Below are 14,180 nucleotides of genomic sequence, written 5' to 3'. Positions count from 1 at the left end.
TTTAAATGAATCAAACAAATTAAGGAATTGACTCATGGCAATTACTGCTAAACAAGTTAAAGAACTTCGTGACCGCACTGGCGCGGGCATGATGGACTGTAAAAAAGCATTACAAGAAACTGATGGTGACATCGAACTAGCGATTGAAAACATGCGTAAATCTGGCCAAGCGAAAGCGGCTAAGAAAGCTGGTAACATCGCTGCTGAAGGTGCTATCATCATCAAGCAAGCTGAAGGTGTAGCTGCTCTTGTTGAAGTTAACTGTCAAACTGACTTCGTAGCAAAAGACTCTAACTTCTTAACTTTCGCAAACGAAGTTGCTGATTACGCCATTGCTAACAAAACTTCAATTGAAGAGTTACAAGCTCACTTTGAAGAAACTCGTGTTGCTCTAGTAGCTAAAATTGGCGAAAACATCAACATTCGTCGCATCCAGTTTATCGAAGGCACTGCATTAGCATCTTACATCCACGGTGGCACTATCGGTGTTGTTGTTGCTGGTGAAGGTGATGCCGAGTCATTAAAGCACGTTGCTATGCACGTTGCTGCTTCTAAGCCTGAGTACGTTAACCCATCTGACGTTCCAGCTGACGTAGTTGAGAAAGAAAAAGCTATCCAAATCGAAATCGCGATGAACGAAGGTAAACCTGCTGAAATCGCTGAGAAAATGGTTTCTGGCCGTATGAAGAAATTCACTGGCGAGATCTCTCTAACTGGTCAAGCTTTCATCATGGAACCAAAGCGTACTGTTGGTGACATTCTTAAAGAAAAAGGCGTATCAGTAAGCAACTTTATCCGTTTAGAAGTGGGTGAAGGTATCGAGAAGAAAACTGAAGATTTCGCTGCTGAAGTAGAAGCACAAATCGCGGCAGCTAAAGGCGAGTAATCGCTTTTAAATGTACAAACACAAGCAATGAAGTTGAATAGCTTCATTACTCAGTGATAAAAAGCTTAATGCCTCAGGCGTTAAGCTTTTTTTTTGCCTAAATCTTAAGCAATGTTCAACCAAACATTGTTATTTTAGATTGATGTTGTCAACGTGAACGGTGTAAATTAGTTGGCTTTTTGTCGATTTTAGCCGATCGATAGGGCGATTTCTGCCATTAATGTCGGTCAGTCAGTAGATAAAAAATCTAATTGGTATTAAAATAGCTCGATTCAAAAAATAGGTTTGAATTACGGTTGTTTTTTACCTGCTTAAATAATTTTTAACAGGCCAACCGAACGAAACAATTTTTAGTTTTAATGGCAATTAAAACCTTTTATAACAGTTATCACAGGAATGTTTAGAATATGGCCTCCAATCCAAAACCGGTATATCGTAGAATCTTACTGAAACTAAGTGGTGAAGCCTTAATGGGCAGTGAGGGCTTTGGTATCGATCCTGCGGTTCTTGACCGTATGGCACAAGAAATTAAAGAACTTATTGAGATGGGTGTGCAAGTTGGTCTTGTTATCGGCGGTGGTAACCTATTTCGTGGCGCGGGCCTAGCAGAAGCTGGAATGAACCGAGTTGTTGGTGATCAAATGGGCATGTTGGCAACCGTAATGAACGGCTTGGCCATGCGTGATGCATTACATCGCGCTTTTGTAAATGCTCGCTTGATGTCTGCTATTGACTTGACCGGTGTTTGTGACAGTTACAACTGGGCAGAAGCTATCAGTCTACTAAAATCTGGCCGTGTCGTTATTTTCAGCGCTGGTACTGGTAACCCATTCTTTACGACCGACTCTGCAGCGTGTTTACGTGGTATCGAAATTGAAGCTGATGCCGTATTTAAAGGTACCAAAGTCGATGGCATTTACTCCGATGATCCGGTTAAAAACCCAGAAGCAGAACTTTATTCTAAGCTGTCTTTTGACTCCGTACTAGAAAAAGAATTAAAAGTAATGGACCTTGCAGCATTTACCTTAGCTCGTGACCATTCAATGCCAATTCGTGTTTTCAACATGAATAAAGAAGGCGCATTAAAATCAATTATTTTAGGTAGTGAAGAGGGGACTCTGATCGACCATGAAGCAAAACTTTAAATAAGATAAAAGGAATCTCATTTTGATTAACGAAATTAAACAAGATGCTCAAACCCGCATGGGTAAAAGTATTGAAGCGTTAAAAGGTCAATTAAATAAAATTCGTACTGGTCGTGCGCACGCTTCTTTGTTGGATAACATCACTGTTGAATACTATGGTGTAGATTCACCTTTATCTCAAGTTGGTAATATCTCAACGCCAGACGCGCGCACAATTGCAATTACCGTATTTGATAAAACCATGATCGGTGCGGTAGAAAAAGCGATTATGAAGTCTGACTTAGGTTTAAACCCTTCTTCACAAGGCACCTTAATTCGTATTCCATTACCTCCGTTAACGGAAGAACGTCGTCGTGATTTAGTGAAAGTTGTTGGTGGTGAAATCGAATCAGGTAAAATTGCTATTCGTAATATTCGTCGTGATGCCAACTCTGATATTAAATCTCTAAACAAAGAGAAAGAAATCAGTGATGATGAAGCACGTCAAGCGGAAGATGAAATTCAAAAAATTACCAATGATTTCATTAAGAAAGCAGATGAACTTGCCGCTGCAAAAGAAAAAGAGTTAATGGAAATTTAAGCTGACTTAATTTTCATTATTGTGCCGTAGACAGTTGTAAATTTACAATTGTTTACGGCTCAGTATTAACTGACATACGAAGTGATTTTATATGAATACTAGTGAGCCAATGAGCGTACCACAGCATGTGGCGATTATCATGGATGGCAACGGCCGTTGGGCACAGTCACAAGGGAAAGGGCGAGTTGCAGGTCATCGAGCTGGTGTAAAGTCGGTACGTAATTGCGTTACTCGTGCTCGTGAACTTGGTATCAAAGCCTTGACACTTTTTGCTTTTAGCAGTGAAAACTGGAAAAGGCCAGAAGAAGAAGTTACCGTATTGATGGAACTGTTTATGTTTGTGTTAACACGTGAAGTGAAACGCTTGCATAAAAACGGTATCCGATTTGAGTTAATTGGCGATAAGAGTCGTTTCTCAGATAAGTTAAAACAAAAAATAACAGACGCAGAGCAACTAACAAAAAATAATGATGCTATGGTGCTGTCAATTGCTGCCAATTATGGCGGTCGTTGGGATATTAGCCAAGCAACCAAAAAAATAGCTCAACTTGCCAAAGACGGCGAGCTAGACGTCGAACATATTAATGAGCAAACGCTCAACAACCATATGAGTTTATCTCATCTACCCGATTTGGATTTAATGATCCGAACCGGTGGTGATTATCGCATCAGCAACTTCTTGCTTTGGCAGGCGGCTTATGCTGAATTGTACTTTACCGAACAGCTTTGGCCTGATTTTCAAACAGAATCGTTTGACCAAGCTATCGCGTCGTTTTCGAACCGTGAACGTCGATTCGGCAAAACCGGTGATCAAATCCGAGAATCTCATAAATAAAAGGAATACCTTTTGTTAAAGCAACGTATTTTAACGGCTTTAGTGCTGGCACCTCTTGCCATAGCCGCCATATTTTACCTTTCACCGCAATATTTAGCGGCCATTTTATTAATCGTTTTGGCGATTGGCGGTTGGGAGTGGGGGCCTTTAATGGGCTTTGATACCACCAAACGTCGAATCAGCTTTGTTACTGGGCTGGTTTTCTCGATCATCGCATTGTGGGTGATAGTGCCACCGGAGCAATTATGGTTAACCGATGGCTCGTTAAATCCATACGCTCAAGCCGTGTTAGCGGTATCGGCACTTTGGTGGGCGTTTTGTATATTTATGATTTTTAAATATCCTCGTTATTCCAATTTCTGGTGTAATAAACGCCGTATTCGCGGTTTATTTGGCTTTTTAACGCTTGCCCCAACGTGGTTAGCCTTTTTAACCTTGCGCACCAGTGATGATGGTGTTTACCTGATTTTACTTTTATTTGCTTTTGTCTGGAGTGCTGATATTGGCGCTTACTTTGCGGGTAAAGGGTTTGGTAAAAATAAATTAATGCCAAATGTCAGTCCGGGGAAAACGCGAGAAGGCTTTTTTGGTGGTAATGTGGCGGCTGCCGTTGTTGCCCTCATTGTTGGTGTAAGTAATCAATGGGATGGCCAACAAATATTGCTGACCATTGCTTTAGCCCTGCTCATTAGTACCGTATCTGTTGTTGGTGACTTAACCGAAAGCATGCTAAAACGTCAAGCTGGTATCAAAGACAGTGGTTCAATTTTACCAGGCCATGGTGGTGTCTTAGATCGTATTGATAGCTTAACCGCAACCGCACCTATTTTTGCTCTTTGTTACATGTTGTTTGGTTGGTAAGAGGTTTGAACCCTATGTTGCAAACCGTCTGTGTTTTAGGTGCTACCGGATCGATAGGTGACAGCACGTTAGATGTTATTGCCCGTCATCCAGATAAATATCAAGTTGTCAGTTTGAGCGCCAATAGATCAGTGGAAAAAATGTGTCAGCTTTGTGTTCAATTTAAGCCAAAGCAGGTCGTGATGGCCGATAACGAAGCGGCTCTTATGCTAAAACAAGCGCTTAGTGCGCATCAACTCGAAAATATTGAGGTATTGTCGGGCGAGCAAGCTTTGGTAGATATTGCCAGTGCCCAAGGTACCGACATTGTGATGGCCGCAATAGTCGGTGCATCGGGGTTGTTACCGACCTTGGCGGCGGTTAAAGCGAATAAGAAAGTGTTGCTTGCCAATAAAGAAGCCTTAGTGACCTCGGGGCAAATTTTTATTGATGCGCTGAAGCAATCAACGGCTCAATTGTTACCGATTGATAGCGAACACAACGCCATTTTCCAATGTTTACCGCCCCTGCAACAGCAAAATATTGGTGTTGCTAACATTAATCAGTCAGGGATCAGCAAAATCTTGCTAACCGGCTCTGGTGGGCCTTTTAGAACCTTGCCGTTGTCTGAGTTTGATAAGATTACACCAGAACAGGCCTGTGCTCATCCTAATTGGGATATGGGTAAAAAAATATCGGTTGATTCAGCAACTATGATGAACAAAGGACTGGAGTTTATCGAAGCTAAGTGGCTGTTTAATTTATCGGTAGACGATATTCAAGTGGTATTACATCCGCAAAGTACCATTCATTCTATGGTGCAATATAAGGATGGCTCGGTTATTGCGCAAATGGGCAACCCAGATATGCGAACTCCAATTGCCCATGCGATGGCTTATCCTGAGCGAATTGATGCTGGCGTGGAACCTTTTGATTTCTTTACGTGTCAAAACTTTGAGTTCTCTGCCCCTGATTTTGACCGTTATCCAAATTTAAAATTAGCCATTGATGCATGTGCAGCAGGTCAAGGCGCATGTACCGCGTTAAATGCCGCTAATGAAATGAGTGTACAAGCGTTTTTAGAGCGACGTATTCGTTTTACCGACATCAGTAAAGTGAACGCTAAGGTGATGCAATATTATATAGCGCATAAAATCAACGACTTAGACACCGTTATGACCATTGACGCAAGTGCTCGAACACTTGCCCTAGATTACATAAATCAACTTGAAACAGTGAGCTAACCATGTTTGAAATAATCTGGAATACCCTGTCTTTTATTGTGGCTCTTGGGCTGTTAGTTACAGTTCATGAATATGGCCATTTTTGGGTTGCCAGAAAATGCAATGTCAAGGTTGAACGATTTTCCGTAGGTTTTGGTAAAACGTTGTTTAAGACCTATGACAAACATGGTACTGAGTTTGTTATTGCTTTAATTCCTTTAGGGGGATATGTCAAAATGCTGGATGAGCGGGTGGCCGATGTTGACCCCGCTGATAAGCCTTTTGCTTTTAATAATAAAACCGTATATCAACGGATGGCGATTGTTGCCGCCGGTCCAATAGCGAATTTCTTGTTCGCTATTTTTGCATTTTATCTGATGTTTTTAATTGGCATTGATGGGGTAAAGCCGATCATTGGGAAGATTGAAGACAACTCTATTGCAGCCCAAGCGCAAATGCAACCAGGGGCTCAAATTGTCGCTGTTAACGAGCACAAAACAGCAGATTGGCAAGCGGTTAATATGGCCTTAGTTAGCGTTATCGGCGACGACGCAATTACAATTTCAGCCAAAGCAAACGACTCTACTTATATCAAACAATATCAATTAAATAGCCAAAACTGGTCGTTCGAACCAAGCCAAGAAACGTCAATGCAAAGCCTAGGGATTGTCCCCTATATGCCTAAAATTCTGCCGACAATTGGTGCCTTAATCGATGGTGAGGCAGGGGCGAAAGGTGGCCTGCAAATTGGCGATGAAATTATCTCAGTAAATGGCAAGAAATTAGATGGCAATTGGCAGGGCTTTGTTGATATGATTCAACAAAACCCAAATCAACTTGTGTCTTTGCAACTGCTTAGAAACGAGAAAGTTGAGAAAATTAACCTTGTCGTGGGAACTCGAGGAACAAGCGATGGTCTCAAGTCTGGGTATCTTGGTGTGTCACCAACGATCGAACCCTGGCCAGAAGATTACAAAGTCACCATTAGCTATGGTCCAATCGAGGCTATAGGCAAAGCATTTGAAAGCACGTGGCGCTTAATCACTTTAAGCTTTAACATGATAGGTAAGTTATTTACCGGTGTGGTTGGGGTTGAAAATTTAAGCGGACCAATCTCTATCGCCCAAGGGGCAGGGAGCAGTGCGGGTGTTGGGGTTGCTTATTTTTTAAGCTTTCTGGCGTTAATAAGTGTAAATTTGGGCATAATTAATCTATTACCGTTACCAATCCTTGATGGCGGGCATTTATTTTATTATGTTATTGAGCTAATTCGTGGCCGACCCGTACCTGAAAAAGTTCAGGAAGTAGGTTTTAAATTTGGAGCCATAATTTTACTTTCGTTGATGAGTATTGCGCTGTTTAACGATATTTCCAGGCTCTAATTACTGAACGGATGTTCGGTAATGATAAGTATTAAAAAAGTTGACTAATTTATGATAATAAGAAAACTCGCCTTAGCAGTATTATTAGGCAGCATCGGTTGTAATGCACACGCAGCCGATGAGTTCGAAGTACAAGATATTCAAATCAAAGGATTGCAACGTGTCGGTTTAGGTGTAGCCCTTACTCATATCCCTATTAGTGTTGGCGATACCCTTACGGATTTTCGCATTTCACAAACCATCAAGTCGTTATACAAATCTGGTCACTTTCATGACATTAAAGTATACCGAGATGGGAATAACCTTATTTTCCGTGTTAAAGAGCGCGAAACCATCAGTGACATTATCTTTGAAGGCAACGAAGACATTAAAGATGAACAATTACAAGAAAGTCTTGATGGTAGTGGTATTCGAGTTGGTGAAACACTCGACCGTTCTGTGCTTACGGGGATTGAATCAGGACTAGAAGACTTTTATCATAGTGTGGGTAAGTACAATGCCAATGTGAGTACTGAAATTACCCGCCTGCCTCGCAATCGTATTAACCTGACTTTTAATTTCGAAGAGGGTGATGCCGCTGCGATTCAACAAATTAATATCGTAGGTAACGACGTTTTTTCTGATGCGACCTTATTGGAAAATGTTGAATTGACCTACGACTCTCCTTGGTGGGACTTTATGGCCCAAGATCGCTACCAAAAGCAAACCTTGCAAGGCGATATGGAAACCATCGAGAGCTACTACCTAGACCGTGGCTATTTACGCTTTAATATTGATTCAACTCAAGTGTCTATGACGCCCGATAAAGAGGGTGTGTATATTACCCTTAATGTCACCGAAGGTGAGCAATATACGGTTAGTGATGTAGAATTTATAGGCGATTTGGCTGGCTATGATAACGCCATCAAGGCCATAGCACCATTGCGCTCTGGGTTGCTTTATAATGGTGCCAGTGTGACCTATTCTGAAGAAGCAATCAGTAAGTTTTTAGGTCGCTTTGGTTATGCCTACCCTGAAGTTCGTACTATTCCAGAAATTAATGACGAAGATAAGACCGTTAAGTTAGTTGTTTCAGTCGACCCGGGTAAACGTGTTTACGTTAACCGCATTAACTTTACCGGTAACGATGTGACTTCTGAGTCGGTATTACGTCGCGAATTACGTCAAATGGAAGGTTCATGGTTGTCAAATAGCTGGGTTGAAGCGTCAAAGATGCGTATTCAACGCTTACCGTATTTTGAAAGCGTTGAGTTTGAAACCAAACCGGTGGCAGGTGAAGAAGACTTAGTTGATATCGACTTTACCGTAAAAGAGCAACCATCAGGCTCATTTACAGCTGGTATTGGTTACGGTTCTTACTCAGGTTTAAGCTTAAATGCCGGTATTCAACAAAATAACTTCTTGGGTACAGGTAATCGCTTAGGGTTCTCGATTAACACCATGAAATATTCTCAAAGTGCGAATATTTCTTATACCGATCCTTACTTTACAATTGATGGGGTGTCATTAGGTGGTAACATCTTCTACAGCGAATTTGATGCCGGTGAAGCCAACTTAGTTAACTATAACAACACCTCTTACGGTGCAGGTGCAACGCTTGGCTTCCCTATTAATGAATACGTTCGTTTTAGTATGGGCTTAGGTTATAAGAGTTCCGACATTTCTAATTTGCAAACGTATGAGCAAATTAAGCGATTTTATGAAATCTTCCAAGATCCAAACGATCCTGATGCCAAATTAACCTTTGAAACATTCGATTTAAACATGAGTTTATCTCGAGTAACACTAAACCGCGGAACCTTCCCAACCGATGGTTCATCGCAAGTGTTTTCAACGAAGGTAACAGCGCCAAATTCGGACGCTCAGTATTTTAAAATCAATTACGATTCAAAGTACTATTTCCCATTAAGCCGCGATCATCGTTGGTCATTATTAGCCAAGTTTGAACTTGGTTACGGCAATGGGTATGGTGAGATCGACGGTAATGATCAGTTATTACCGTTTTGGGAAAACTTTAGAGCAGGTGGTGCCGGTACCTTACGCGGTTTTGAAAACAATACCGTTGGTCCGCGTGCCATTTATCGCTTCCCAACCCAAGCGCCAGGCTTCCCTGGTAGTGGTAATGAAGTACTGCCACCAGATCAAGACGCGATTTCAATATCAAGACGTTCAGTCGGTGGTAATGCGTTAATGATTGGTGGAGTTGAGTTAATCGTACCAACGCCGTTTCTTGATGAGGGCTATGCCAACAGTGTCCGTACCAGTGTCTTTATTGATGCCGGTAACGTTTGGGATACTGAATTTGATTTAGATGATTATCGTAGTCTAAATCCAAAAGAATATGAAAAAATTGAAGATTATTCAGATCCAACAAGATTCCGTGCATCGGCTGGTTTATCGGTGCAATGGTTATCTCCTATGGGGCCGATGATCTTTAACTTTGCCAAAACCATTAACTCAGAAAATGGTGATGATACCGAGTTTTTCAGCTTTAACATAGGTCAGACATTCTAACCTGTTGTTGAGCATATCATCTGCGCCCAAGGTCTTGGTATGGGCGCAAAAATTTTAATAAAGTAGCTGGCCAAGATCAGCACAAATAATAGTAAAATTTAGGAGAATCCTTTGAACAAATTTATTAAGTCGATCGCGTTCACAGCTGCCGCTGCAAGCATGCTATTTTCTGGCGCATCATTAGCTGCCGATCAAAAAATTGGCATCATCAATGTCCAGTCTGTATTTGCCCAAATGCCACAGGCTGCTGAAATTCAAAAAACCATCGTGGCTGAATTTAAAGATCAAGCCGCTGAATTGCAAAAGATGGAAGGCGACATTAATTACAACATGGAAAAGCGTAAGCGTGATGAAGCGATTCTAAGCAAAAAAGAATTAGAAACGCTAACCAAAGAAATCATCGCGCAACGCCAAGACTATGAAACAAAAGGTCGTGCACTACAGCAAAGCCTTAAACGTCGTGAAGCTGAAGAGCAACAAAAGTTGTTAAACGAAATCATGACGGCAGTACAAGAAGTAGCGAAAGCAGAAGGCTATGATCTTGTTTTAGCCCAACAATCGGTTGCGTTTTTTAAGCCAGATGCCGATATTTCAGCTAAAGTTCTAGAACAAGTTAACAAAGTAAAATAAGACGGCTTATGGTTACACTAGGCGAATTAGCTCAAAAGTTAAATGGCAAGGTAATTGGTGATGAAACATGCACCATTAACTCACTTTCAACTTTATCCGCAGCGACTGCCGGACAAATCGCCTTTTTGGCGAACCCTAAGTATCGGGCTCAGCTAGACAGTACCCAAGCATCGGCGGTGATCATTAATGAAGCCGCCATAGCCTATTGTAAAACTAATGCTTTAGTCCTAGATAATCCGTATCTAGGATTTGCTTTGGTTGCACAAATTCTCGACACCACCCCAAATCCTGCATCTGACATTGCCACTTCTGCGGTTATTGCAGCGGATGCCAGTATTGCTGAGGGTGTTTGTATTGGTGCTAATAGTGTGATCGAGTCAGGTGCGGTTATTGAGCAAGGCGCCTGCATTGGCGCTAATTGTTTTATCGGTAAAGAAGCTCGGATCGGGGCAAGAACCAAACTTTGGTCTAATGTCAGCATTTATCATCGAGTTGAACTTGGCAAAGATTGTTTAGTTCAAGCTAACACAACCATTGGCAGTGACGGATTTGGTTACGCTAATGATCAAGGTCGTTGGGTAAAAATACCTCAATTGGGCTCTGTTGTGATTGGTAATAATGTTGAAATTGGCGCATGTACTACAATTGACAGGGGTGCTTTAGATAACACCGTTATTGAAGATAACTGTATTATTGATAACCAAGTTCAAATTGCGCACAATGTCCAATTAGGTGAAAGTACTGCGATTGCAGGGTGCAGTGTTATTGCCGGCAGTACAAAAATAGGTAAACGCTGTACCATTGCCGGTTTAGTCGGTATTTCCGGGCACCTTGACGTTGCAGATAATAGCGTTTTTACTGGCATGACCATGGTCACCAAAAATATCAAAGAAGCGGGTGTCTATTCTTCTGGTATGCCAGCATTACCAAATCAAGAGTGGCGTAAAAATGCTGCTCGCTATAAACATCTTGATGCTATGTACAAACGCATAGCAGAATTGGAAAAAACGGTTTCTACATTGCAATCGAAGTCATCGACAGCAAGCGAGTAAACGCAATTTTCTTTGCAGGTCTTTTAAGACCATTTTCAATATTAGGAATTCATTTTGCAATCGAATAATGTCATCAACATTGAAGAAATAAAAACACTTATCCCACATCGTTATCCATTTTTATTGGTTGACAAGGTGCTCGATTACACGCCGGGTAAGTCGATTCATGCAATTAAAAATGTCAGTGCAAATGAGCCGATGTTTCAAGGCCATTTTCCCTCGTACAATATTTTCCCAGGTGTCCTGATTTGTGAAGCTATGGCGCAAGCCAGTGGCATTTTAGGCTTTAAATCAGTAGAAGGTGAAGACACTAACGAAATGTTTCTTTTTGCTTCATTAGACAATGCAAAATTTAAACAGCCGGTACATCCAGGTGATACCATGCATTTGCACATTGAGTTTGTTAAAGAGCGTCGTGGAATGTGGAAATTCTATGGCGAGGCAAGAGTCGACGGTAAGGTCGTTTGTAGTGCCGATTTAATGTGTGCTAGAAAAAGGGTTTAAAACGTGATTCATCCGCAAGCGATAATTGAGCCAGGCGCTAAAATTGGTAACAATGTTAAAATTGGTCCTTGGAGTTACATCGGGGCTGATGTTGAAATTGGTGACGACTGTGTGATTCATTCGCATGTCGTGATCAAAGGTCCAAGTAAAATTGGTCAAGGTAATGTGTTTTTTCAGTTTTGCTCTATCGGTGAAGAGTGTCAGGATAAAAAATACGCTGGTGAACCAACTCGTTTAGAAGTGGGTGATCGCAATGTATTTCGTGAATCTTGTACGGTTCATCGTGGTACTATTCAAGATAACTCATTAACCAAAATTGGTTCTGATAACTTGTTTATGGCCTATGCTCACGTAGCCCATGACTGTATGATTGGCAATCATGGTATTTTTGCCAACTGTGCGACCCTAGCCGGTCATGTTCATGTCGGTGATTGGGCCATTATGGGCGGTATGTCTGCGGCCCATCAATTTGTTCATATCGGTGCGCATTCGTTTGTTGCCGGTGGTACATTAGCGTTAAAGGATGTGCCTCCGTATGTGATGGCGTCAGGCTCAACGGCTGCCCCATTTGGACTTAATGTTGAAGGCTTGAAACGTCGAGGATTTTCACAAGACAGTGTGTTGCAACTGCGTCGTGCTTATAAAGAGTTATACCGCAAAGGTAACACCCTTGATGAAGCCAAAGCTATTTTGAGCGAAATGGCACAAGAATCTGAAGAAGTAGCGACCTTTTTAACCTTCATTGAAAATACTGGTCGCGGCATAATACGATAGGGGTTATCTTGGCAAATAAAGCAGTTACTATTGCCATTGTTGTTGGCGAGCACTCAGGTGATACCCTGGGTGCTGGCTTAGTTAATGAGCTCAAAAAACGCCATCCAGATGCTAATTTTGTTGGTATTGGTGGCCCAAAAATGCAAGCCTTAGGCTTTCAAAGCCTGTTTGCGATGGAAGAATTGGCGGTAATGGGCATTGTCGAAGTGGTCGGCCGTTTAAAGCGCTTGCTGCATATTCGTAAATCCTTATGTCAATATTTTCGTGACAACCCTCCTGATGTCTTTGTCGGCATTGATGCTCCTGACTTTAACCTAACCCTCGAACAAAAGTTAAAAAACCAAGGCATTAAAACCGTCCATTATGTTAGCCCTTCGGTTTGGGCATGGCGTGAAAAACGTATTTTTAAGATTGATAAAGCCACCGATATGGTGTTATCGCTATTGCCATTTGAAAAAGATTTCTATGACAAACATCAAGTCGCCTGTACCTTTGTTGGCCATCCATTAGCTGACGACTTTCCGATGCAAAGCGACAAAAAACAAGCTCGAGCCGAACTCGATGTCGAACCAAACGGTAAATATTTGGCGATTATGCCTGGTTCTCGTTCGAGTGAATTGGCGATGTTGTTACCCGATTTTTTACGCACCGCAGAGCTACTGCTCGCTAAAGATCCAGAATTACAGTTTATTGCACCGGTGATCAATGAGGTTCGTAAAGAACAATTTGAGCAGATCCATCAACAAGTGGCGCCAAATTTAAAGATTGTATTGGTGGTGAATCAAACTCAAAAAGTGATGGCGGCTGCCGATTGTTTGTTAACCGCTTCCGGTACAGTTACGCTTGAAGGGGCATTGGTTAAAAGACCTATGGTGGTGGCATATCGCTTTAATTGGATCACCGCTATTATTGGTCGTTTAATGGTCAAGTTAAAATGGTTTTCATTACCAAACTTGTTGGCCAATAAAGGCCTAATTCCTGAGCTATTGCAAGAACAGGTTACGCCTGAAAACTTGGCTGCAAAAGTCGAAGAATTTTTATACCAGCCTCAAGATGCGTTAATGGAAGAATTTAAACACATTCATTTAACTTTAAAGCAAAATGCCAGTGTTAAAGCTGCCGATGCTGTGGATGCATTAATCGCGTCTGTTAAGCCTGAAGCAATAGCTGAACAAAAATAACAACCAACCAGTTACAGAGTGAATACTATGAGCGATGAATTTATTCGTCCACAGTTTGAATTGATTGCCGGTGTCGACGAAGTTGGTCGAGGTCCACTGGTCGGCGCGGTGGTAACTGCGGCGGTAATCTTAGACCCAAGCAATCCGATTGTCGGTCTTAATGACTCCAAAAAACTTTCCGAAAAAAAGCGCCTCTTACTCAATGATGAAATCAAAGAAAAAGCCCTGGCATGGTCTATTGGGCGCTGTGAACCTGAGGAAATTGATCAGCTTAATATCTTACAAGCCACAATGGTTGCGATGCAACGCGCTGTAGCAGGTTTACCAATAACCCCAGAGTACGTGTTAGTTGATGGTAATCGTTGCCCTGATTTTGGTATCGCGTGTGAAAGTGTGGTTAAAGGCGATGGCCGTGTCGCGGAAATTGGCGCGGCCTCGATTATTGCAAAAGTTGCTCGCGATCAGGAAATGATTGAACTTGATGCGCAACACCCAGAATATGGATTTGCCCAACATAAAGGCTATCCGACCAAAGCCCATTTGGAAGTAATTCAACGGTTAGGTGTTTTGAAGCAATACCGCAAAAGCTTTAAACCTGTCGCTAACATTTTAGCCTTGCAAGCAAAAGGATAAT

The 14,180-nt window shown here is 41.8% G+C and carries 14 protein-coding genes; all 14 read left to right on the top strand.

What is annotated here, in order from left to right:
* Window positions 1-34: 34 nt before the first annotated feature.
* The gene (gene tsf / locus ACAY00_RS09300) at window positions 35-886 is read left to right on the top strand and encodes a translation elongation factor Ts (protein ID WP_371372742.1); all 852 of its coding nucleotides are present in this window, start codon (window positions 35-37) and stop codon (window positions 884-886) included.
* Between the two features lie 407 nt (window positions 887-1,293).
* Complete coding sequence (pyrH, locus tag ACAY00_RS09295) at window positions 1,294-2,031, top strand: UMP kinase (RefSeq protein ID WP_371372740.1); 738 nt, start codon at window positions 1,294-1,296, stop codon at window positions 2,029-2,031.
* Window positions 2,032-2,053: 22 nt separating this feature from the next.
* Window positions 2,054-2,611, top strand: a complete 558-nt coding sequence (gene frr / locus ACAY00_RS09290; protein WP_371372738.1) for a ribosome recycling factor — start codon at window positions 2,054-2,056, stop codon at window positions 2,609-2,611.
* A gap of 91 nt (window positions 2,612-2,702) precedes the next feature.
* Window positions 2,703-3,446 (top strand): polyprenyl diphosphate synthase, encoded by a 744-nt coding sequence (gene uppS, locus ACAY00_RS09285; RefSeq protein WP_371372736.1) that lies wholly within the window; start codon window positions 2,703-2,705, stop codon window positions 3,444-3,446.
* A 12-nt stretch (window positions 3,447-3,458) separates the two neighbouring features.
* Window positions 3,459-4,307 carry a phosphatidate cytidylyltransferase gene (locus ACAY00_RS09280; RefSeq protein WP_371372734.1) on the top strand — a complete coding sequence of 283 codons (849 nt, stop codon included), beginning with the start codon at window positions 3,459-3,461 and terminating at the stop codon, window positions 4,305-4,307.
* A 17-nt stretch (window positions 4,308-4,324) separates the two neighbouring features.
* Window positions 4,325-5,530 (top strand): 1-deoxy-D-xylulose-5-phosphate reductoisomerase, encoded by a 1,206-nt coding sequence (gene ispC, locus ACAY00_RS09275; protein ID WP_371379661.1) that lies wholly within the window; start codon window positions 4,325-4,327, stop codon window positions 5,528-5,530.
* 2 nt (window positions 5,531-5,532) lie between these two features.
* Window positions 5,533-6,891, top strand: a complete 1,359-nt coding sequence (gene rseP / locus ACAY00_RS09270; protein ID WP_371372732.1) for a sigma E protease regulator RseP — start codon at window positions 5,533-5,535, stop codon at window positions 6,889-6,891.
* A 51-nt stretch (window positions 6,892-6,942) separates the two neighbouring features.
* Entirely contained in the window at window positions 6,943-9,405 is a 2,463-nt protein-coding gene (bamA, locus tag ACAY00_RS09265; RefSeq protein WP_371372730.1) for an outer membrane protein assembly factor BamA, read from the top strand.
* 111 nt (window positions 9,406-9,516) lie between these two features.
* Window positions 9,517-10,035 (top strand): OmpH family outer membrane protein, encoded by a 519-nt coding sequence (locus ACAY00_RS09260; protein WP_371372728.1) that lies wholly within the window; start codon window positions 9,517-9,519, stop codon window positions 10,033-10,035.
* A gap of 8 nt (window positions 10,036-10,043) precedes the next feature.
* Window positions 10,044-11,087: a UDP-3-O-(3-hydroxymyristoyl)glucosamine N-acyltransferase gene (gene lpxD, locus ACAY00_RS09255; RefSeq protein WP_371372726.1), complete on the top strand. Its 1,044-nt coding sequence runs from the start codon at window positions 10,044-10,046 to the stop codon at window positions 11,085-11,087.
* Between the two features lie 51 nt (window positions 11,088-11,138).
* Window positions 11,139-11,591 (top strand): 3-hydroxyacyl-ACP dehydratase FabZ, encoded by a 453-nt coding sequence (gene fabZ / locus ACAY00_RS09250; RefSeq protein WP_371379658.1) that lies wholly within the window; start codon window positions 11,139-11,141, stop codon window positions 11,589-11,591.
* A gap of 3 nt (window positions 11,592-11,594) precedes the next feature.
* Window positions 11,595-12,365 carry an acyl-ACP--UDP-N-acetylglucosamine O-acyltransferase gene (gene lpxA, locus ACAY00_RS09245; protein WP_371372724.1) on the top strand — a complete coding sequence of 257 codons (771 nt, stop codon included), beginning with the start codon at window positions 11,595-11,597 and terminating at the stop codon, window positions 12,363-12,365.
* Window positions 12,366-12,373: 8 nt separating this feature from the next.
* Window positions 12,374-13,546: a lipid-A-disaccharide synthase gene (gene lpxB, locus ACAY00_RS09240; protein WP_371372722.1), complete on the top strand. Its 1,173-nt coding sequence runs from the start codon at window positions 12,374-12,376 to the stop codon at window positions 13,544-13,546.
* Between the two features lie 27 nt (window positions 13,547-13,573).
* Window positions 13,574-14,179, top strand: a complete 606-nt coding sequence (rnhB, locus tag ACAY00_RS09235) for a ribonuclease HII (RefSeq protein ID WP_371372720.1) — start codon at window positions 13,574-13,576, stop codon at window positions 14,177-14,179.
* The last annotated feature ends 1 nt before the right edge of the window (window position 14,180 follow it).

Origin of the sequence: Thalassotalea sp. 273M-4, assembly GCF_041410465.1 — a bacterium.
Classification (GTDB): Bacteria; Pseudomonadota; Gammaproteobacteria; order Enterobacterales; family Alteromonadaceae; genus Thalassotalea_A; species Thalassotalea_A aquiviva.
The sequence above is the reverse complement of the archived record's forward strand: the minus strand, read 5'-3'. Positions and strand labels throughout refer to the sequence as shown.